We start from the raw sequence: 20,769 nt of genomic DNA, 5'->3' as shown, positions 1-20,769 counted from the left end.
CTTCAGAGGAGGAACAGGGTCGCCAGGCCCAGGAAGATGAAGAATCCGCCGGAGTCGGTGACGGCGGTGATCAGCACCGAGGAGCCCATGGCCGGGTCGCGGCCCAGTCGCTGCATGGTCATCGGAATGGCGACGCCGACAGTGGCGGCGAGCAGCAGGTTGAGGGTCATGGCGCTGGTCATCACCAGGCCCAGACGCACGTCCTTGTAGAGCCAGAAGGCCAATAGGCCGAGCAACCCGCCCCAGACCAGGCCGTTGAACAGGGCCACGGCCATTTCCTTGCGATAGAGCCGTCGGGCGGCATCGGGCTGGACCTGGCCCAGGGCGATGGCGCGAACGATCATGGTGATGGTCTGATTGCCAGAATTGCCGCCGATGCCGGCGACGATCGGCATCAGCGCCGCCAGCGCCACCAGTTTCTCGATGGAGTTCTCGAAGGCGCCGATCACCCGGGATGCGATGAAGGCCGTGACCAGATTGATCGCCAGCCAGCGCCAGCGGTTTTTCACCGAGTCCAGCACCGGCGCGAAGATGTCCTCCTCCTCGGATAGACCGGCCTGGGCCAACTGATCGGCCTCGGCTTCCTCGCGCACGTAGTCCAGCACTTCGTTTACCGTCACCCGGCCTACCAGTCGGCCCTTCTCGTCCACCACCGGGGCCGACACCAGGTCGTAACGGTCGAATGCCTGGGCGGCGGTTTCGGCCTTGTCGTGGGGCTGGAGGGTCAACATCTCGGTCTGCATCACGGCACCGACCTCCACCTCGGGGTCGTTCACCAGCAACACGTTCAGCGGCAGCACGCCCCGCAAGTGCTCTTCCCGATCCACCACGAACAATTGGTCGGTGTGGTCGGGAAGCTCGTCATAGCGGCGCAGGTAGCGCAGGGCCACCTCCAGGGTGATGTCCTCCCGCACCGAGACCAGCTCGAAATCCATCAGATGCCCGACGGAGTCCTCCGGGTAGGACATCGCCTCCCGCAAATGCTCCCGTTCCTCGCTGGGCAGGGCGCGGAACACGTCGTCCATCACGCCCCGCGGCAGGTCGGGCGCCAGGTCGGCCAACTCGTCGGCGTCCAGCTGCTCGGCGGCGGCCACCAGTTCCGAGGGGGCCATGGTCTCGATCAGCGACTCCCGTACGGCGTCGGAGACTTCCAGCAGGATGTCGCCTTCCTGCTCGGTTTCGATCAGATCCCAGACCAGCAGGCGGTCGTCCAGGGGCAGGGCCTCCAGCACGTAGGCCACGTCCGCGGGATGCAGTTCCTCCAGCGTCTTGCGCAACTGGGCCAGATGCTGTTGTTGTGGCAGCTCCTCTCCGGCTTCCCCCTCGGTCCCTTCCGGGGTCGGGATCAGTTCCTCCACCCGCCGGAGGCGCGCCAGCAGCGCCTGGATCTCGCGCAGCGCGTCCTGCACGTCTTCCTGGTGACGCGGTTCTTCGCGGATTTCTTGGGATTCGTTGTTCATGGGGGCGTGGCCTCGGTGCGGAGCAGCATTCTAGAGCGTTGGGCCGCCACCGGCCAGCGCGACCTCATCCTGGCATTGCGCTCGGGGCGCGGCATGCCGGCCCCGTTTGGTTCGCGATGGGGGGCGGTGTCAGGGCACTTCGCTGCCGGCCATGCGCCCCAGGATCAACTGGGTGCGGCCATTGACGTAGGCCGAGTAGGGATTCTTCTCGAAACGGCGCGGCGCCGGCAGCATCACCGCCAGCCGGGCGGCCTGCTCGGCCCCCAGGTGGGCAGCCGAACTCCGGTAGTAGCGGCGGGCGGCGGCCTCGGCGCCGAAGACGCCTTCGCCCCATTCCACCGAATTGAGGTACACCTCCAGGATGCGCCGCTTGTCCCAGCAGGCTTCGATCATCACCGTGATCACCGCCTCCTGCGCCTTGCGCCAGGGCGTCTTGGCGCCGGAAAGGAACAGGTTCTTCGCCAGCTGCTGGGAGATGGTCGAACCGCCGGCGACGACGCGGCCCTTCTTCTGGTTCTTTTCCAGGGCCTTCTGCATGCCTTCCCAGTCGAAGCCCTCGTGGTCCACGAAACGGTCGTCCTCGGCCGCCACCACCGCGCGCTTCAGATGGTTGGAGATCCGGGCATAGGGAACCCAGAAGTGCTTGAGCTCGACCTGCGGGTTCTTTTCCCGCAGTTCCACCAGGCGCTGGCGCATGAAGGCGGTGCTGCCCGGATCGACGAACTTCCACCACACCACCCAGCCCAGGTACCAGCCCTGCCAGAGCAGCAGCGCCAGCAGGGCCAGGGCCAGGCCCTGTTTGAGGCGGTGGATGAGTGCGCGGGTCATCGGTCGGGAGCGGCCGGGAAAAGTCCGGCCGCGCATTGTAGGCGGCGGCAGGGCGGCGCAGGCAAAAAAATGGCGCGATTCCTCGCGCCATTTTTGCTTGTCATCGCCAAACTGCTTACTTGAAACCGATGATCGGCTGGTCCACCGTCAGGCTTTCGCCGGCCTTGGCCAGCAGCTTCTCCACCACGCAGTCGCGTTCGGCCTTGAGCACGTTTTCCATCTTCATCGCCTCGATCTTGGCCAGGGTCTCGCCGGCCTTGACCTCCTGGCCCGGCGCCACGGCGATCTCGGTCAACAGGCCCGGCATCGGCGAGAGCAGGAACTTGGAGGTGTCGGGCGGCGCCTTGTGCGGCATCAGCTTCTGCATCTCCGCGGCATGGGCGTTCATCACCATCACGTCGGCCTGGGTGCCCCAGTGGAACAGGCGGTACTTGAGACCGACGCGCTCCACCTGCATGCAGAACGGCTGGCCGTTGAAGGCGCCTTCGTAGATCAACTTGCCGAACTGCCAGTCGGAGCGGACCTCGTGGGTCTCCCCGGCGAAGGTCACGTCCCAGCCGCCCTTTGCGGTGGCGATGGTCACCGGATGATGGTCGTCGCCCATGACGACCACGTAATCGCCGTTGGGGCGGAATTCGTGGCCCGGCATCTGGCCGGAGATCTCGGTGTTGCGCTGCAGGTACTGGCGGTGCATGGCGGCGGCGACGCAGATCAGCATCGCCGGGTCGTCATGCACCACGTCGGCGGCGTTGAAGCCCTTGGGATATTCCTCGCCGATCAGGCCGGTGTTGAAGTTGCCGTTCACGAAGCGCGGGTTCTTCATCAGCGCCGCCTGGAAGGCGATGTTGGAGGCGACGCCGCGGATCACGAAGGCGTTCAGGCCCTCCCGCATCCTGGCGATGGCCTGGTCGCGGGTGGCGCCATGGACGATCAGCTTGGCGATCATCGAGTCGTAGAACATCGAGATCTCGCCGCCTTCGTAGACGCCGGTATCCACTCGCAACGAGCCGGCCACTGCCTGCGGCGGCTGGTATTTGACCAGGCGGCCGGTGGAGGGCAGGAAGTTGCGGAAGGGATCCTCGGCGTTGATGCGGCATTCCATCGCCCAGCCGTCGCGCTTGATGTCCTGCTGCGCGAAGGGCAGCCTCTCGCCGGCGGCGACGCGGATCATCAGCTCCACCAGGTCGAGCCCGGTGATCATTTCGGTGACGGGGTGCTCCACCTGGAGGCGGGTGTTCATCTCCAGGAAGTAGAAATTCTTGTCCTTGCCGCCGACGACGAATTCCACGGTGCCGGCGGACTGGTAGTTCACCGCCTTGGCCAGCGCCACGGCCTGCTCGCCCATGGCCTTGCGGGTGGCGTCGTCGAGGAAGGGCGAGGGCGCTTCCTCGATCACCTTCTGGTGGCGGCGCTGGATCGAGCACTCGCGCTCCCACAGGTAGACCACGTTGCCGTGGCCGTCGCCCAGCACCTGGATCTCGATGTGGCGCGGCTCCTCGACGAACTTCTCCATGAACACGCGGTCGTCGCCGAAAGCGTTCTTCGCCTCGTTCTTGCAGGAGGCGAAGCCCTCGTGGGCCTCCTTGTCGTTGAAGGCCACGCGCAGGCCCTTGCCGCCGCCGCCGGCGGAGGCCTTGATCATCACCGGATAGCCGATGTCGCGGGCGATCTCCACGGCCCGCTCGGGGGTGTCGATGGGATCGTTGTAGCCGGGGATGATGTTGACCTGGGCTTCCTTGGCCAGCTTCTTCGAAGCGATCTTGTCGCCCATCGCCGCCACCGAGTAGTGTTTCGGGCCGATGAAGACGATGCCGTGCTCCTCCAGGGTCTTGGAGAATTCCTCGTTCTCGGAGAGGAAGCCGTAGCCCGGATGCACCGCCTCGGCGCCGGTCTGCTTGCAGGCGGCGATGATCTTGTCCATCACCAGATAGGACTCTTTCGAGGGCGCCGGGCCGATGCACACGGCCTCGTCGGCCAGCTCCACGTGCAGCGCGTCCTTGTCCGCCTCGGAATACACGGCGACGGTCTGGATGCCCATCTTGCGGGCGGTCTGGATCACGCGGCAGGCGATCTCGCCGCGGTTCGCAATCAGGATTTTCTTGAACATTTTTCTCTTCTCCCTGCGCTTACAGCGGAATGTTGCCGTGCTTGCGCCACGGGTTCTCGATCTTCTTGTTCTTCAGCATCACCAGCGAGCGGCAGATGCGCTTGCGGGTCTCGTGGGGCTGGATCACGTCGTCGATGAAGCCGCGGGCGCCGGCGACGAAGGGATTGGCGAACTTGGCCTTGTACTCGGCTTCCTTGGCGGCGAGCTTCTCGGGGTCGTTCTTGTCCTCGCGGAAGATGATTTCCACCGCGCCCTTGGGGCCCATCACGGCGATCTCGGCGGAAGGCCAGGCGAAGTTCACGTCGCCGCGCAGGTGCTTCGACGACATCACGTCGTAGGCGCCGCCGTAGGCCTTGCGGGTGATCACGGTGACCTTGGGCACGGTGCATTCGGCGTAGGCGTAGAGCAGCTTGGCGCCGTGCTTGATGATGCCGCCGTATTCCTGGCTGGTGCCGGGCATGAAGCCGGGGACGTCCACCAGGGTGACGATGGGGATGTTGAAGGCGTCGCAGAAGCGCACGAAGCGGCCGCCCTTGATCGCCGACTTGATGTCCAGGCAGCCCGCCAGCACCATCGGCTGGTTGGCGACGATGCCCACGGTCTGGCCTTCCATGCGGGCGAAGCCGATCACGATGTTGGCCGCGTGGCCGGGCTGGATCTCGAAGAAGTCGCCGTCGTCGACGATCTTGTAGACCAGCTCCTTGATGTCGTAGGGCTTGTTGGCGTTGTCCGGCACCAGGGTGTCCAGCGAGTAGTCGAGGCGGTCGGCCGGATCGCTGGTGGGGCGGATCGGCGCCTTTTCCCGGTTGTTCTGCGGCAGGTAGTTGATGAAGCGGCGCAGCATCAGGAGCGCCTCGACATCGTTCTCGAAAGCCAGGTCGGCGACGCCGGACTTGGTGGTGTGGGTGATTGCGCCGCCCAGTTCCTCGGCCGTCACTTCCTCGTGGGTCACGGTCTTCACCACGTCGGGGCCGGTGACGAACATGTAGGAGGAATCCTTCACCATGAAGATGAAGTCGGTCATGGAGGGGCTATACACCGCGCCACCGGCGCAGGGGCCCATGATCATGGAAATCTGCGGGACCACGCCGGAGGCCATCACGTTGCGCTGGAATACGTCCGCGTAGCCGCCCAGGGCCGCGACACCTTCCTGGATGCGGGCGCCGCCGGAGTCGTTGAGGCCGATCACCGGGCAACCCACCTTCATGGCCTGATCCATGATCTTGCAGATTTTCTCGGCATGGGTTTCCGAGAGGGCGCCGCCAAAGACGGTGAAATCCTGCGAGAAGACCATCACCATGCGGCCGTTGACCGTGCCGTAGCCGGTCACCACGCCGTCGCCGGGAACCTGGGTCTGTTCCATGTCGAAGTCGGTGCAGCGGTGCTCCTTGAACATGTCCCACTCTTCGAAGGTGCCTTCGTCGAGCAGGATCTTGATGCGTTCCCGGGCCGTCAACTTGCCTTTCTTGTGCTGGGCGTCGATGCGCTTCTGGCCGCCGCCGAGACGGGCCTTTTCGCGCTTGGCGTCCAGTTGGTGGATGATGTCGTGCATAGGAAACTCCCTTATGAAGGCGGTGGATTCGATGCCGTGTTGACTCAGTGCTTCAAGTAGTCGAGCAGGGTGCGCGCCGCCGTTGCCGGCGTGGTCAGGCCTTCCTCGACGGAACGGATGAAGGCGGGCAGGTTTTCCTGCACGCGCGGATGATGGCGGAAATGCTGGCGCAGGCCGGAGTCGATCAGCTGCCACATCCAGGACAGCGACTGGTGCTGGCGCCTGGCCTGGAATTCGCCGGTGGGCCTCAGGGCGGCCTGGTACTTCTCCACCTGATCCCAGAAGTCGGCGATGCCTTCCTTGTGCAGCGCCGACAGCGCGATCACCGGCGGCGCCCAGTTGGGCGAGGCCGGCCGCAGCATGTGCAGCGCATTGCGCCACTGCGCGCGCGCCACGGCGGTGGCCCGGGGGTCGATGTCGGCCTTGTTGATCACCACCATGTCGGCGATCTCGACGATGCCCTTCTTGATCGCCTGCAGGTCGTCGCCGGCGTTGGGCAGCTGCAGCAGGCAGAACATGTCCACCATGCCGGCCACCGTCGTTTCCGATTGGCCGACGCCCACCGTCTCGATGATGATCACGTCGTAGCCGGCGGCTTCGCAGAGCAGCATCGCCTCCCGCGTCTTCTCGGCGACGCCGCCCAGGGAGCCGGCCGAGGGGCTGGGGCGGATGAAGGCCTCCTCGCGCTGGGAGAGCAGCTCCATGCGCGTCTTGTCGCCGAGGATGGAGCCGCCGGAAACCGAGGACGAGGGGTCCACCGCCAGTACCGCCAGTTTCTTGCCCTGCCCGATCAACCAGACGCCCAGCGCCTCGATGAAGGTCGATTTGCCCGCCCCCGGCACCCCGGAAATGCCCAGGCGCATCGCGTTGCCGGTGGCCGGCAACAGCGCGCTCAATACCTGCTGGGCGCGCTGCTGGTGGTCGGCGCGGGTGGACTCGATCAGCGTGATGGCCTTGGCCAGCGCCCGGCGCTGACCGGCCAGCACGCCGGCCACCAGCGCCTGGTCGGCTTCGGAGAGCGGGTTGGCATGAACCACTGCGGCGCTCCGGTCGCGGCTCGGATCAGGCGCGGGCCTTCTTGATTTCTTCCAGCACCTTGCGCGCGGAATCCTCGATCCGGGTGCCCGGTCCGAACACGGCCTTGGCGCCGGCGGCGAACAGCGCATCGTAGTCCTGGGCGGGAATCACGCCGCCGGCGAAGACGATGATGTCGTCGGCGCCCTGGGCCTTCAGGGCCTGGATCAGCTGGGGCACCAGGGTCTTGTGGCCGGCGGCGAGCGACGAGCAGCCCACGGCGTGCACGTCGTTCTCGATCGCCTGGCGCGCGGCTTCCTCCGGGGTCTGGAACAGCGGCCCCATGTCGATGTCGAAGCCCAGGTCGGCGTAGGCGGTGGCCACCACCTTGGCGCCGCGATCGTGGCCGTCCTGGCCCAGCTTGGCGATCATGATGCGGGGGCGGCGACCCTCCTCCTCGGCGAACCCGGCCACGGCGGCCTTGATCTGTTCCCAACTTTCCTGACCTTCCACGACGCCTCCGTAAACTCCCGAAATGGTCTGGTTGTTGGCGCGGAAGCGGCCGAAGACCTTTTCCAGCGCATCGGACACCTCGCCCACCGTGGCGCGCAGGCGGATGGCCTTGACGGTCAGGTCGAGCAGGTTGCCTTCGCCGCCTTCCGCGCACCGGGTCAGCGCGTCGAGGGCGGCCTGGACGGCGGCGCCATCGCGGCTGGCGCGGATGCTCTTCAGACGGGCGATCTGCGCCTCGCGCACCGCGTGGTTGTCGATGTCGAGGATCTCGATCGGATCTTCCTTGGCCAGCTTGTACTTGTTCACGCCGACGATCACGTCCTTGCCGGAGTCGATGCGCGCCTGCTTGTCGGCGGCGCAGGTTTCCACCTGCATCTTGGCCCAGCCGGATTCCACGGCCTTGGTCATGCCGCCCATGGCCTCGATCTCCTCGATGATGGCCCAGGCCTTGTCGGCCATCTCCTGCGTGAGCTTCTCCATCATGTAGGAGCCGGCCCAGGGATCGACGACGTTACAGATGTGAGTCTCTTCCTGGATGATCAGCTGGGTGTTGCGCGCGATGCGGGCGGAGAACTCGGTGGGCAGCGCGATCGCCTCGTCCAGTGCGTTGGTGTGCAGCGACTGGGTGCCGCCGAACACGGCCGCCATGGCTTCGATGGTGGTGCGCACCACGTTGTTGTACGGGTCCTGCTCGGTCAGCGACCAGCCCGAGGTCTGGCTGTGGGTGCGCAGCATCATCGACTTGGCGTTCTTGGCGCCGAAGCCCTGCATGATGCGCCACCAGAGCTGGCGCGCGGCGCGCATCTTGGCGATTTCGAGGTAGAAGTTCATCCCCACCGCCCAGAAGAAGGACAGGCGGCCGGCGAAGACATCCACGTCCATGCCCGCGGCCATGCCGGTGCGTACGTACTCCATGCCGTCGGCCAGGGTGAAGGCCAGCTCGATCGCCTGGTTGGCCCCGGCTTCCTGGATGTGATAACCGGAAATCGAGATGGAGTTGAACTTGGGCATGTTCTGCGCCGTGAACGCGAAGATGTCCGCGATGATCTTCATCGAGGGCTTGGGCGGATAGATGTAGGTGTTCCGCACCATGAACTCTTTGAGAATGTCGTTCTGGATCGTGCCGGCGAGCTGCTCCGGTTTCACGCCCTGCTCCTCGGCGGCGACGATGTAGCCGGCCAGGATCGGCAGCACGGCGCCGTTCATGGTCATCGAGACCGAGACCTTGTCCAGCGGGATGCCGTCGAACAGGATCTTCATGTCCTCGACGGAATCGATCGCCACGCCGGCCTTGCCCACATCGCCGACGACGCGGGGATTGTCCGAGTCGTAGCCGCGGTGGGTGGCCAGGTCGAAGGCCACCGAGACGCCCTGGCCGCCGGCCGCCAGCGCCTTGCGGTAGAAGGCGTTGGAGGCTTCCGCGGTGGAAAAGCCGGCGTACTGGCGGATGGTCCAGGGCTTCACCGCGTACATGGTGGCCTGGGGGCCGCGCTGGTAGGGGGCGAAGCCGGGCAGGGTGTCGGCGTAGGGCAGTTCCTTGACGTCCTCGGCCGTATACAGCGGCTTGACGGTGAGCCCTTCCGGGGTGACCCAGTTCAGGTTGTTGACGTCGCCGCCGGGGGCGGACTTGGCGGCGGACTTGGTCCAGGTTTCCAGGGAGGGAACGTTCGCCTCGGGATACTTGCTGCTCATCTAGCTTCTCCTGCGCGATGCCCCGGCGAGGGGGACGCGTCGACAGACTTGGACATGGGGGAGGGCGGAAGAATAAACCCTGAGGTCATCTTGGGTGGCCCTTGACACCGGATGGGGTTGCATAATACGTTATCCATAATTATGGATGCAATAGACAGCAAAGCCGCCGCGGCCCCCGGCCAGGTCATCGCCCGCACCGCCCTCTACCAGGAAGTGGCGGAGCGGCTGCGCGCCCGCATTTTCGCCCACGATCTGGCGCCCGGCAGCTGGGTGGACGAGCAGGTGCTGGCCGACGAGTTCGGCATCTCCCGCACGCCGATGCGGGAAGCGCTGAAGGTGCTGGCCGCCGAGGGCCTGGTGGTGCTGAAGCCGCGCCGCGGCTGTTACGTGGCCGAACTCTCGGAGCAGGATCTGGACGAAGTGTTCCCGGTGATGGCGCTGCTGGAGGGACGTGCCGCGCTGGAGGCCGCCGGTAAGGCCAGCGATGCCGACCTGGCCGAGCTGCGCGCGCTTCACGCGCAACTGGAGCGCCATGCCGCCGCCGGCGACGCCGATGCCTTCTTCGCCGTCAATGACGCCTTTCACGCCGCCTTGCAGCGGATCGCCGGCAACCGCTGGCTGCAGCACCTGATCGACGACACCCGCAAGATGATCAAGCTCACCCGCCGCCATTCGTTGCAGGTGGAGGGGCGCCTGGAGCAGTCGCTGCGGGAGCACGCCCGGATCATGGACGCCCTGGCGGCGCGCGACCCGGAACGGGCGGCGCGGGCCATGCACGACCATCTGCTGTCCGGCCGTGAGGCCCTGGCCAAGCTGGGCGGTGCCGGATGACGCCCGACGTCCTGTGGCAGCGGTCCGACGATATCGCCACCGTCACCCTGTTCAATCCCGACAAGCTGAATGCCGTCAATGCCGCCATGTGGCGGCGCCTGAAGGCGGTGATGGAAGAACTCCATGCCGACGAGACGCTGCGCTGCGTGGTGATCCGCGGCGAGGGCAAGGCTTTCGCCGCCGGCGGCGACCTGGAGGAATTCCTCACCCAGCGCGACACCTTCGAGCGCGCCCAGGTCTATCACGGCGAATGGGTGGCCGGGGCGCTTGCGGCCATCGTCGCCTGCCGCCATCCGGTGGTGGCCCTGATCGAGGGCGTCTGCATCGGCGGCGGGCTGGAGATCGCCAGTTGCTGCGATCTGCGCATCGCTGGCGAGGGCGCCCGCTTCGGCGCGCCGATCATGAAGCTGGGCTTCGCCATGGCCCATTCGGAACTGGTCGGCCTCGTGGCCCTGGCCGGTCCCGCCGTGGCGCTGGAGATTCTGCTGGAAGGCCGTATCCTGAGCGCCCGCGAAGCCTATGGGAAAGGGCTGCTGACCCGCGTGGTGGCCGACGCCGAGGTCGAGGCCGAGGCCCATGCCACGGCGCGCCGCATCGCCGCCGGCGCCCCCCTGGCGGCCCGGGCCCACAAGCAACTGGTGCGGCGGCTGATGGCCCAGGCCCGCGCCCTGGAGGCGGAGGAGGTCCGGGAGAACTTCGCCTTCCTGGAAAGCGAGGATTACCGCGAAGGGCTGGCCGCCTTCCTGGACAAGCGCCCGCCGGTCTTCCGCGGCCGGTGAAAAGATTCTTAAAACCTTGGTTGGCCACAGAGGGCACAGAGATCACAGAGAAAACCATGGATTGCCAACGCTTGATCGCTCATCCGCATGGCGATGTGGCGGACCTCGGCACATCCGCTCCAACTCTGTGTTCTCTGCGCCCTCTGTGGCTTGAAGTGCGTTTTTCAGGCAGATTCCAACAACGACATCGACAGGAGTGACACCATGGAACGTTTCGAAGGCAAGGCAGTACTGATCACCGGCGCCGCCTCCGGCATCGCGCTGGCCACCACCAAGCGCCTGGCAGGCGAAGGCGCGCGCGTCCTGGCCTGCGACATCAACGCCGAGCTGTTGCAGAAGGAAGTCCAGGCGCTGGCCGACCAGGGGCTGGACGTGACGGCGCGGGTGCTCAACGTCACCGACAGCGCCGACTGCAACGGCGCCGTGGCCGACGCGGTGGCCCGCTTCGGCAAGCTCGACGTGCTGTGCAACATCGCCGGCACCTTGATGTTCAAGCACTTCACCGACATCACCGACGCGGAGTGGGCCAAGGTCTTCGCCATCAACGTCAATGGCGTCTTCGCCATGTGCCGGGCGGCGATTCCCCATCTGCTGGAGACCCGCGGCAACATCGTCAACATCTCTTCGGCGGCGGGCATCGTCGGCACGCCCTACAACTCGCCCTACAGCGCCAGCAAGGGCGCGGTGCTGATGCTCTCCAAGGCCCTGGCGGTGGAATACGCCTCGCGCGGGCTGCGGGTGAATGCGGTCTGTCCGGGCCACGTGCATACGCCGATGACCAGCGGCGTGGTGCCCCCGGAAGGCGCCGACTTCGCCCTCTTCGGCCGCCTCGCGCCGCTGGTGCTGCCGGGCGCCGACCCGGCGGAAATCGCCGGCATCATCGCCTACCTGGCATCCGACGAGGCCCGCTTCGTCACCGGCTCCCACTTCGTCATCGACGGCGGCCAGACTGCTATCTGACGCAAATCGGCCAAACCGGAACCAACGAGGAGAGACTGCGATGAGGGACGGTGCCGGTTGGCCGGGGAAGCAGCAAAAAGACCCGCCCCCTCCCACCCTCCCCCTCTCCGGGGGAGGTGACGGTATCGGCTCGCTGCGCTCGACTGTTTGGCTTGCCGCTTTCACGCTGACGCCGGGTGTGCCGCCGCATCGACGATGAGCAACGTCCCTTCGCCTGCCGTCGAAAGCCCGGACCCGCGCCGCAGGTGGTGGGTGATGCTGGTCATGTCGCTGGGCGTGGTCGCCTCGATCCTGCCCAGCGGCAGCTTCAACGTGGCCATCCCGGCCCTGATGCGGGATTTCGGTCTGGGCCACGACAGCGTGCAGTTCGTGGTCACCACCTTCATGGTGGCCAGCACCGTCGGGATGCTGGCGGCGCCCTGGCTGATCCAGCGCTTCGGCCTGCGCCGCTGCTTCGAGGGCACGATGGCCGTGCTGCTGGTGAGCAGTTTCCTGGGCAGCCTGAGCCCCAGTTTCGGCCTGCTGCTGGCCGCCCGCCTGATCCAGGGCTGCACCGCGGCGATGATGGCGCCGATGGGGGCGATCGTGGTGATGCGCCTGTTTCCGCCGGACCGCCAGGGCCGCGCCTTCGGCGTGAATTCCCTGTCCGTCACGCTGGCGCTGGCGCTGGCGCCGGCGGTGGGCGGTGTGCTGGTGGATCTCTGGGGCTGGCGCGCCGTGTCGTTGCTGCCGGTGCCGGTGAGCCTCCTGGCCTGGTGGGGCGCCCGTCGTCTGCTGCGGCATGAGGCGCCGGGCGGCAATGCGCCCTTCGACTGGCTGGGGATGAGCCTGCTGACGCTTTTGACGTTGGCCTGGCTGGCCTCGTTCACCAGCCCGACGGGCAAGCCGAGCCTGAGCTGGACCGGCGCCTGCATGGGCGTGACGCTGGCGGCCCTGGGTTGTTTCATCGTCCATCTGCGCCGGGCGCCGGCGCCGATCCTGGGCACGGAGCTGTTCCGGCTGCGCCATCTGACGCTGGGTTCGGGCGTGAATTTCCTGATGGGCTTCGGCATGTACGGCTCCGCCTACCTGATGCCGGTATTCCTTCAAAACGTGCTCGGCTTTTCCGCCGCCCACGCCGGCGCGGCGCAGATGCCGGGTACCCTGGCCCTGTCGCTGACCTTCCCCCTGGCCGGGATACTGGCCGACCGCCTGATGCCGCGTCCCCTGATCGTCGCCGGCCTGGCGGTGTTCGCCATGTCCTTCGTCGCGCTGTGGCATTACGGTGCCGCCGTGACCTACCTGGGCTTCATCCTGGTCACCGTGGTCGGCCGAGTCGGCCAGAGCTTCGCTCTCACACCGATCAACAAGGCTTCCCTCTCCGACCTCCACGGCCGCGTGCTCAGCGAGGCCTCGATGCTGCTCAACTATCTGCGCCAGCTGGGCGGCGTGCTGGGCGTGGCCAGCGCCGCGGCCTACGTCGAGTGGCGCGCCGGCGTCCTGGGCGGCGATGCCCAGGCCCTGGCCACGGCGTTCAGCGAGGGCTATCTGCTGATCGCGGTGGCGTTGGGACTGGCGATCGTGGCGGCGAGCCGGAGGTAGAAAGGCTCGCCCCCCTTCGCCCCCCTCCGGGGGGTTCGATACGGCTCGCTGCGCTCGGGTGTTTGGGGGAACGTTGTGGGGGCACCGATGCGTTGCGGCTTCGCCGCGTGCCGTTTTTCCTTGCGGCGGCGCGGCGGAAAAGCTCGTTTTTCACGCTGCGCTATAAAGGGAATCTTCACCAAACCGTTTCCGCCGCGCCCGGAGTCCGAATTTTCCAGCCGTGGCGGCATTTCACGATGTTCGACTCCGGAAGGGAGGAACGCACCATGGCATCCAAGAAAATCGCGGTACTCGTCGGCAGCCTGCGCAAGCAGTCCTTCAATCGCAAGATGGCCAAGGCGTTGATCGCCTGCGCGCCCGCCGCGCTCGATCTGGAGATCGTCGAGATCGGCCAGCTGCCGCTCTACAACCAGGACGGCGACGACGAGGGCCTGCCGGCGCCGGAATGGACGGCATTCCGCGAACGGATGCGGCCGTTCGACGGCGTGCTGTTCGTCACGCCCGAGTACAACCGCTCGGTGCCGGCGGCGCTCAAGAACGCGCTCGACGTCGGCTCCCGTCCGTATGGCCAGAGCATCTGGAGCGGCAAGCCCGGCGCGGTGATTAGCGTGTCGCCGGGCGCGATCGGCGGTTTCGGCGCCAATCATCATCTGCGCCAGTCGCTGGTTTCCCTGGCTGTGCCGGTGATGGCGCAGCCGGAGGCCTATATCGGCGGCGCCGCGAGTCTGTTCGACGCGGCCGGCAACCTGGCCAACGACGGTACGCGCACCTTCATCCAGGAATTCATGAACAGTTTCGCCGCCTGGGTTGAGTGAGGCTCGCCCCCTTCGCCCTGAGCCCTTCGACGGGCTCAGGGCGAACGGACTTGATCCGCGTTTCCTTAGAACTCCTCCATCACGAAGTCGCTCTTGGGAGTGCCGCAGTCGGGGCAGATCCAGTCCGCCGGCACGTCTTCCCAGCGGGTACCGGGGGCAATGCCGTGATTGGGAAGGCCCAGGGCCTCGTCGTAGACGAAGCCGCAGGTCATGCACATCCAGCGTTTCATTTGTCGCTCCAGGGTGGGGTTAGTTGAATTCGTAGCGTACGGGCAGGCTGCGGAAGCCGCCAACCAGATTGGAGGCGATCATCTTGGGTTCGCCCGCCAGTTCGATGCGCTTCAACTGCGGGATCAGCCGGCTGAAAAAAGCGTCCAGTTCGAACAGCGCCAGCTGGCGGCCGACGCAGGCGTGCACGCCGTAGCCGAAGGCGACGTGGCCCGAGGTGTCGCGGTCGATACGGAACGCGTCGGCATTCTCGAACAGCGTCTCGTCGCGGTTGCCCGAGGGATAGAAGAGGACGACGGCGTCGCCGGCGCGGATGGTCGTGTCGCGCAGGACGAAGTCCTCGGTGGCGGTGCGGACGAAATGACGCACCGGCGAGACCCAGCGGCAGATCTCGTTGCTGGCGTTGCGCATCAGCTGCGGATCGGCGCGCAGCTTGTCCATCTCCTGCGGGTGGGTGATGAAGCCGTACATGCCGCCGGCGAGCGCGGCCGAGGTCGTGTCGTGGCCCGCGGTGATCGTCACCATCATGTAGGAGAGCGCCTCGATCATGCCGATGGGGTTGTCGTCGATCCGGGCGTTGGCGATCGCGCTGGTGAGGTCGTCGGTCGGGTTGGCCTGGCGGTCGGCCAGCAGCTTGCCCAGGTAGCCCATGAATTCACCGTAGGCGGCCATGCCGTAGTCGCCTTCCTTTTGCAGGTCGGGATCGCCGGCGGCGAGCAGGGCCTGGGTCATGCGCAGGATGTAGGGGCCGTCCTCGCTCGGCGCGCCGAGAATCGAGGTGATCGCTTCGAGGGGATACCAGACCGCGATGTCGCTGGCGAAATCGCAGCGGCCGTCCATCGACTTCATTTTCTCGATGAAGCTGTCGGCGATGGCCTCGATCCGCGGGGTGAGCTTGCGCAGCCCGCTGCCGATGAACCAGCGCGCCGAAACGTCGCGGTACTTGGCGTGGTCGGGCTCGTCCATGTCGAGGATGGTGCGCGACCCGCCGGTGCGGGAGCCGAACATCTGCAGGGTGGCTTCTTCGATGGCCTTGGGAATCAGGGTCAGGCGCGGCGCGCTGACGAAGATGTCGTGGTTCTTCTCGACCAGCTTGATGTCCTCGTTGCATACCACGGTCCAGAACGGTCGGTAGGGCTCCCGGTCCACCCAGGCGACGGGCATGTCGCGGCGCAGACGGGTGAAATCGGCATGGAGCCGGGCTTCATCGCCGTAGGCGGCGGGACTGAAAATGTCGATGCCGTCGGGCAGACGGGGGTTGGGGGTTGCTGTCACGGGTCGTCTCCTTGTTGGATGCGCGGGGGAACGCGCCTTGTTATGGAGTCGGCAAGCTAACAACTATTAGTCTGTAGTGTCAATGGGCACGGTGGGTGCGATGTGCCTCGATGGTCGTTGCCGGTTCGGCGGGGCGGCGTTCAGGCGGCGGAGGCGAACGGGGATTCGGGACGCGTCAGGGCGGAGTTCACCATTTCCAGCACCATCTCCAGATGGCGCTGCCGGGCTTCCGCCGAGAACGGGTCCTGGTTGATCAGGTTGCGGTACAGCGGCGCCATGGTGATGTAGGACACCAGCACGTTGTGGAAGGCCATGGTGGCCCAGGGCAGCAAGGGGGGCGACAAGGTGACGCCGCCGCCGGCGGACGGCGCGAACAGGGGGCGGAAGAACCGGGTCAGCATCTCCGTCGTACCCGGCGCCTCGGCCAGGGCGGCATGTTGCAGCAGACGGGCGAAGTTGGGATGGCGGAAGTGCAGTTCCACCATCTGGCGAGTCCAGGCCAGGACCGCGTTCTTGTCGTGCGGGGAGAAGGTCGCGGCCTCGGCGATCAGCGGTTGGAAGTGGCCCAGCAGTCGTTCCAGCACGGCTTTGTAGAGCGACTCCTTGTTGCGGAAATGGTTGTAGAGGCTGGGCGGGCGAATGCCCACCTGCTCGGCCAGCTCGATCAGCGACGCGGCCTTGTAGCCCTTGGCGGCGAACAGGTTTTCCGCGACGTCGAGGATGCGGTCGGCGGTCGATGAGGTCTCCGCGGGGCTTTCCATGAGGTGACAGGACGGGCAGGTCGGAAAGGTCATCATTCTATCGAGGGTATTCGCCAGCGGTGGCGTTTGCCGCTGGGGGCGCCATAAGGATGATGTAAGTCTTTGCCCTCGGCCTTGCGCTCCTGTCCTTCAAAGGCAAAGGAGGAAGTGCGATGGAACGGATCGATCGACTATCCAGGGTGGTCAGCCCGTCGTCATGGACTGGTGTGCGGCACGGCGCTTCTCGCCGTCGGTTTGATGGGAAGCTACGCCGGCACCGGGCGCCACACGCTGCCGTTCCTGATCCAGACCTACCGCCGCGATACCGGCGAGGTGATGCACGACATCTCGGCGCCGGTCTATGTCAAGGGACGCCACTGGGGCGGCGTCCGCATCGGCTATCGCACCGAATAGGGGGTGCCCGCGTCAGCGGCGACCCATGTCGCCTGCCCGACGCTATAATGCGCGCGTTTCCGAGGAGCGCTGCAAGGTAGCGGGCCGGACCGAAGATCGTCCAGCCCCGGCCCTAGGCTCGGAATTCTCCAACGGCGCTCACCGAACCTGGAATATTGACCGGGATACAGGTGAGCCGCATCGGCGCTCCGGTTCCGGTCATGGATTGGAGATTGCCGTGACCACCCCCCACACCCCCACTGTCCTCGACGCCGCCCCGCAGCCCGACCGCAGCGCCGAACTGCGCGCCCTGGCCGCGCGGCGCCTGCTGATCCTCGACGGCGCGATGGGCACCATGATCCAGCGCCACGGCCTGGCCGAGGCCGATTACCGCGGCGAGCGTTTCCGCGACCACGGCAAGGAACTGAAGGGCAACAACGACCTCCTGCTGCTGACCCGGCCCGAGGTGATCGCCGGCATCCACGAAGCCTACCTGGCGGCCGGCGCCGACATCCTGGAGACCAACACTTTCAATTCGACGCGCATCTCCCAGGCCGAGTACGGACTGGGAGACCTGGCCCACGAACTGAACCTGGCCGGCGCCCGCCTGGCGCGGCAGGCGGCGGACAAGTATTCGACGCCCGACAAGCCGCGCTTCGTCGCCGGCGTGATCGGCCCCACCAGCCGCACCGCCTCGCTCTCGCCCGACGTCAACGACACCAGCTTCCGCAGCGTCACCTTCGACGAACTGGTGGCCGACTACCTCGAAGCCGCGCGCGGCCTCACCGACGGCGGTGCCGACATCCTGCTGATCGAGACCGTGTTCGACACCTTGAACGCCAAGGCCGCGGTGTTCGCCGTCGAGCGTTTCTTCGACGAAGCGGGGCGGCGCTGGCCGGTGATGATCTCCGGCACCATCACCGACGCCGCCGGGCGCACGCTGTCGGGCCAGACCCCCGAGGCTTTCTGGAACTCCCTGCGCCACGCGCAGCCCCTGGCCTTCGGCTTCAACTGCGCGCTGGGGGCGAAGGAGTTGCGCCAGCACGTCGAGGAGATCTCGCGCCTGTGCGACTGCCTGGTCTCCGCCCACCCCAACGCCGGCCTGCCCAACGCCTTCGGCGGCTACGACGAGACGCCCGCGATGCTGGCCGAGGAGATCGGCGACTGGGCCCGCTCGGGGCTGGTGAACATCGTCGGCGGCTGCTGCGGCACCACGCCCGAGCACATCCGCGCCATCGCCGAGCGGGTCGCCGGACTCGCGCCGCGCGCCCCGGCCGCGCCCGAGCCGCGCCTGCGCCTGTCGGGCCTGGAGCCGTTCAACGTCGGCGCCGACTCGCTGTTCGTCAATGTCGGCGAACGCACCAACGTCACCGGCTCCAAGGCTTTCGCCCGCATGATCCTGGAGGGCCGCTTCGAGGACGCCCTGGTCGTGGCCCGCCAGCAGGTCGAGAACGGCGCCCAGGTGGTGGACGTGAACATGGACGAGGCGATGCTGGATTCGCGGGCGGCGATGGTGCAGTTCCTCAACCGCGTCGCCTGCGAGCCGGACATCGCCCGCGTGCCGCTGATGCTGGACTCCTCCAAGTGGGAAGTGATCGAGGCCGGCCTCAAGTGCGTGCAGGGCAAGGGCATCGTCAATTCCATCTCGATGAAGGAGGGCGAGGCGCAATTCCTCGAACAGGCGCGCCTGGCGAAGCGTTACGGCGCCGCCGTGATCGTGATGGCCTTCGACGAGCAGGGCCAGGCCGACACCTTCGCCCGCAAGACCGGGATCTGCAAGCGCGCCTATGATCTGCTGGTGGCCGACGGCTTCCCCGCCGAGGACATCATCTTCGACCCCAACGTCTTCGCCATCGCCACCGGCATCCCCGAGCACGACAACTACGCCGTGGACTTCATCGAGGCGGTGCGCTGGATCGGCGCCAATCTGCCCCACGCCAGGACCAGCGGCGGGGTCTCCAACGTCAGCTTCTCCTTCCGCGGCAACGAGCCGGTGCGCGAGGCGATCCACACCGTGTTCCTCTACCACGCGGTGCGGGCCGGGCTCACCATGGGCATCGTCAACGCCGGCCAGCTCGGCGTCTATGACGACCTGGACCCGGTGCTGCGGGAAAAGGCGGAGGACGTGGTGCTCAACCGCAAGCCGGGGGCCGGGGACGCCCTGGTGGAATTCGCCCAGACGGTGAAGGGCCAGGCGAAGGAACAGGTCCAGGACCTGGCCTGGCGCCAGTGGTCTGTGGAAAAGCGCCTGGAGCACGCGCTGGTGAAGGGCATCACCGAGTTCGTGGTGGCCGATGCCGAGGAGTGCCGCGCCGCCCTGGAAGCCGCGGGCAGGCCGCCGCTGGCGGTGATCGAAGGGCCCTTGATGGCCGGCATGAACGTGGTCGGCGACCTGTTCGGCGCCGGCAAGATGTTCCTGCCCCAGGTGGTGAAGTCGGCCCGCGTGATGAAGCAGGCCGTGGCCCACCTGGTGCCCTTCATCGAGGAGGAGAAGCGCAGGAGCGGCGCCGCCAGCAAGGGCCGGATCGTGGTCGCCACGGTCAAGGGCGACGTGCATGACATCGGCAAGAACATCGTCGGCGTGGTGCTGGGCTGCAACGGCTACGAAGTCGTGGACCTGGGCGTGATGGTGCCCTGCGAGAAGATCCTGCACGCCGCCAGGGAGCACGGTGCGCAGGTGATCGGCCTGTCGGGCCTGATCACGCCCTCGCTGGAGGAGATGAGCCACGTCGCCGCCGAGATGGAGCGCCAGGGCTTCGGCGCCGGCGACGCGGAGGGCGGGGCGATCCCGCTGCTGATCGGCGGCGCCACCACCAGCCGGGCGCACACGGCGGTGAAGATCGCCCCCGGCTATCGCGGTCCGGTGATCTACGTGCCCGACGCTTCGCGCGCCGTCGGCGTGGTGACCAGGCTGCTGTCGGCGGAGCAGTCCGCCGCCTACAAGGCGGAGATCGCCGCCGACTACGATCGGGTGCGCCAGCAGCACGCGCAGAAGAAGGGCGTGACCCTGCTGCCCCTGGCGGCGGCGCGGGCCAACGCGACGCGCCTGGACTACGCGCCGGTGAAGCCGCGCACGCCGGGCATCACCGTGCTGGCCGACATCGACCTGGCGACGCTGGCGCGCTACATCGACTGGGGCCCCTTCTTCCAGACCTGGGATCTGGCCGGCAGCTACCCCAAGATACTGGACGACGCCACCGTGGGCGAGGCGGCGCGCGGCGTGCTGAAGGATGGCCAGGCGATGCTGGCGCGCATCGTCGCCGAGAAGTGGCTGACCGCGCGCGCGGTGTTCGGCCTGTTCCCGGCCAACGCCCGCGGCGACGACATCGAGTTCTACGCCGACGAGGCGCGAGGCGCGCCGCTGATGACCTGGCACGGCCTGCGCCAGCAGCACCAGCGGCCCGAGGGCAAGGCCAACGAATGCCTGGCCGATTTCGTCGCCCCGCGTGCGGATGCCGGTGGAGTGGCCGACTATGCCGGCGCCTTCGCCTGCACCGCCGGCATCGGCATCGAGAAGAAGCTCGCCGAGTTCGAGGCGGACCACGACGACTATCACGCGATCATGCTCAAGTCGCTCGCCGACCGGCTCGCCGAAGCCTGCGCGGAATGGCTGCACGAGCGCGTGCGCAAGGAATACTGGGGCTACGCGGCGGACGAGGCGCTGGGCAACGACGCGCTGATCGCGGAAGCCTACCAGGGCATCCGCCCCGCGCCGGGTTATCCGGCCTGCCCCGACCATACCGCCAAGGGCGGACTGTTCCGGCTGCTCGACGTCGAGGCGCGGATCGGCATGAGGCTCACCGAGAGCTACGCGATGACCCCGGCGGCGGCGGTGTCGGGCTTCTACCTGGCCCATCCGCGGGCGCATTACTTCGCGGTCAGCAAGATCGGCCGCGACCAGGCCGAGGACTGGGCCGGCCGCAACGGCATGTCGGTGGGCGAGGCGGAACGCTGGCTGGCGCCGCTCCTGTAGCCAGGGCTGGCCAGGGATCGGAGCGCGG

The 20,769-nt window shown here is 67.0% G+C and carries 16 protein-coding genes and 1 riboswitch; of the genes, 7 read left to right on the top strand and 9 right to left on the bottom strand.

Annotated elements, in window-relative coordinates:
- Positions 1-2: 2 nt before the first annotated feature.
- The 6 genes from mgtE to scpA form a co-directional block, all read right to left on the bottom strand.
- Positions 3-1,460 (bottom strand): magnesium transporter, encoded by a 1,458-nt coding sequence (mgtE, locus tag B9N43_RS11250; protein ID WP_145842290.1) that lies wholly within the window; start codon positions 1,458-1,460, stop codon positions 3-5.
- Between the two features lie 129 nt (positions 1,461-1,589).
- Positions 1,590-2,288, bottom strand: a complete 699-nt coding sequence (gene mtgA / locus B9N43_RS11245) for a monofunctional biosynthetic peptidoglycan transglycosylase (RefSeq protein ID WP_145842289.1) — start codon at positions 2,286-2,288, stop codon at positions 1,590-1,592.
- Positions 2,289-2,403: 115 nt separating this feature from the next.
- Entirely contained in the window at positions 2,404-4,395 is a 1,992-nt protein-coding gene (accC, locus tag B9N43_RS11240) for an acetyl-CoA carboxylase biotin carboxylase subunit (RefSeq protein ID WP_145842288.1), read from the bottom strand.
- A gap of 19 nt (positions 4,396-4,414) precedes the next feature.
- Entirely contained in the window at positions 4,415-5,947 is a 1,533-nt protein-coding gene (locus B9N43_RS11235) for an acyl-CoA carboxylase subunit beta (protein ID WP_145842287.1), read from the bottom strand.
- 44 nt (positions 5,948-5,991) lie between these two features.
- A complete protein-coding gene (gene meaB, locus B9N43_RS11230) occupies positions 5,992-6,984 on the bottom strand; it encodes a methylmalonyl Co-A mutase-associated GTPase MeaB (RefSeq protein WP_261379313.1) in 993 nt (330 codons plus the stop codon).
- 25 nt (positions 6,985-7,009) lie between these two features.
- On the bottom strand, positions 7,010-9,166 hold the full coding sequence (scpA, locus tag B9N43_RS11225; RefSeq protein WP_145842285.1) for a methylmalonyl-CoA mutase: 2,157 nt from the start codon (positions 9,164-9,166) through the stop codon (positions 7,010-7,012).
- A gap of 141 nt (positions 9,167-9,307) precedes the next feature.
- On the opposite strand from scpA, the gene B9N43_RS11220 reads away from it, so the two are divergent.
- The 5 genes from B9N43_RS11220 to B9N43_RS11200 all read left to right on the top strand — a co-directional run bounded on the left by B9N43_RS11220 (position 9,308) and on the right by B9N43_RS11200 (position 14,132).
- Positions 9,308-9,997 (top strand): GntR family transcriptional regulator, encoded by a 690-nt coding sequence (locus tag B9N43_RS11220; protein ID WP_145842284.1) that lies wholly within the window; start codon positions 9,308-9,310, stop codon positions 9,995-9,997.
- A complete protein-coding gene (locus tag B9N43_RS11215) occupies positions 9,994-10,776 on the top strand; it encodes an enoyl-CoA hydratase/isomerase family protein (RefSeq protein ID WP_145842283.1) in 783 nt (260 codons plus the stop codon). Before B9N43_RS11220 ends, B9N43_RS11215 begins: the two co-directional genes overlap by 4 nt.
- A gap of 204 nt (positions 10,777-10,980) precedes the next feature.
- Complete coding sequence (locus B9N43_RS11210) at positions 10,981-11,736, top strand: SDR family NAD(P)-dependent oxidoreductase (RefSeq protein WP_145842282.1); 756 nt, start codon at positions 10,981-10,983, stop codon at positions 11,734-11,736.
- A 195-nt stretch (positions 11,737-11,931) separates the two neighbouring features.
- Positions 11,932-13,317, top strand: a complete 1,386-nt coding sequence (locus B9N43_RS11205) for a DHA2 family efflux MFS transporter permease subunit (protein ID WP_145842281.1) — start codon at positions 11,932-11,934, stop codon at positions 13,315-13,317.
- 266 nt (positions 13,318-13,583) lie between these two features.
- Positions 13,584-14,132 (top strand): NADPH-dependent FMN reductase, encoded by a 549-nt coding sequence (locus B9N43_RS11200; RefSeq protein WP_145842280.1) that lies wholly within the window; start codon positions 13,584-13,586, stop codon positions 14,130-14,132.
- Positions 14,133-14,197: 65 nt separating this feature from the next.
- On the opposite strand, the gene B9N43_RS11195 is transcribed toward B9N43_RS11200, so the two are convergent.
- The 3 genes from B9N43_RS11195 to B9N43_RS11185 all read right to left on the bottom strand — a co-directional run bounded on the left by B9N43_RS11195 (position 14,198) and on the right by B9N43_RS11185 (position 16,432).
- Positions 14,198-14,362, bottom strand: a complete 165-nt coding sequence (locus tag B9N43_RS11195) for a rubredoxin (protein WP_145842279.1) — start codon at positions 14,360-14,362, stop codon at positions 14,198-14,200.
- A 19-nt stretch (positions 14,363-14,381) separates the two neighbouring features.
- Positions 14,382-15,635 carry a cytochrome P450 gene (locus B9N43_RS11190; RefSeq protein WP_222428714.1) on the bottom strand — a complete coding sequence of 418 codons (1,254 nt, stop codon included), beginning with the start codon at positions 15,633-15,635 and terminating at the stop codon, positions 14,382-14,384.
- A 140-nt stretch (positions 15,636-15,775) separates the two neighbouring features.
- Positions 15,776-16,432, bottom strand: a complete 657-nt coding sequence (locus B9N43_RS11185; protein WP_145842278.1) for a TetR/AcrR family transcriptional regulator — start codon at positions 16,430-16,432, stop codon at positions 15,776-15,778.
- A 201-nt stretch (positions 16,433-16,633) separates the two neighbouring features.
- Between B9N43_RS11185 and B9N43_RS17205 the strand changes: the two genes are divergently transcribed.
- Together B9N43_RS17205 and metH are read left to right on the top strand one after the other, a co-directional pair.
- A complete protein-coding gene (locus tag B9N43_RS17205) occupies positions 16,634-16,789 on the top strand; it encodes a hypothetical protein (RefSeq protein WP_186454059.1) in 156 nt (51 codons plus the stop codon).
- A 55-nt stretch (positions 16,790-16,844) separates the two neighbouring features.
- Positions 16,845-16,936: riboswitch (S-adenosyl-L-homocysteine riboswitch) on the top strand.
- A 178-nt stretch (positions 16,937-17,114) separates the two neighbouring features.
- A complete protein-coding gene (metH, locus tag B9N43_RS11175) occupies positions 17,115-20,741 on the top strand; it encodes a methionine synthase (protein WP_409994734.1) in 3,627 nt (1,208 codons plus the stop codon).
- The last annotated feature ends 28 nt before the right edge of the window (positions 20,742-20,769 follow it).

The organism is Denitratisoma sp. DHT3, from assembly GCF_007833355.1.
Classification (GTDB): domain Bacteria; phylum Pseudomonadota; class Gammaproteobacteria; order Burkholderiales; family Rhodocyclaceae; genus Denitratisoma.
The sequence above is the reverse complement of the archived record's forward strand: the minus strand, read 5'-3'. Positions and strand labels throughout refer to the sequence as shown.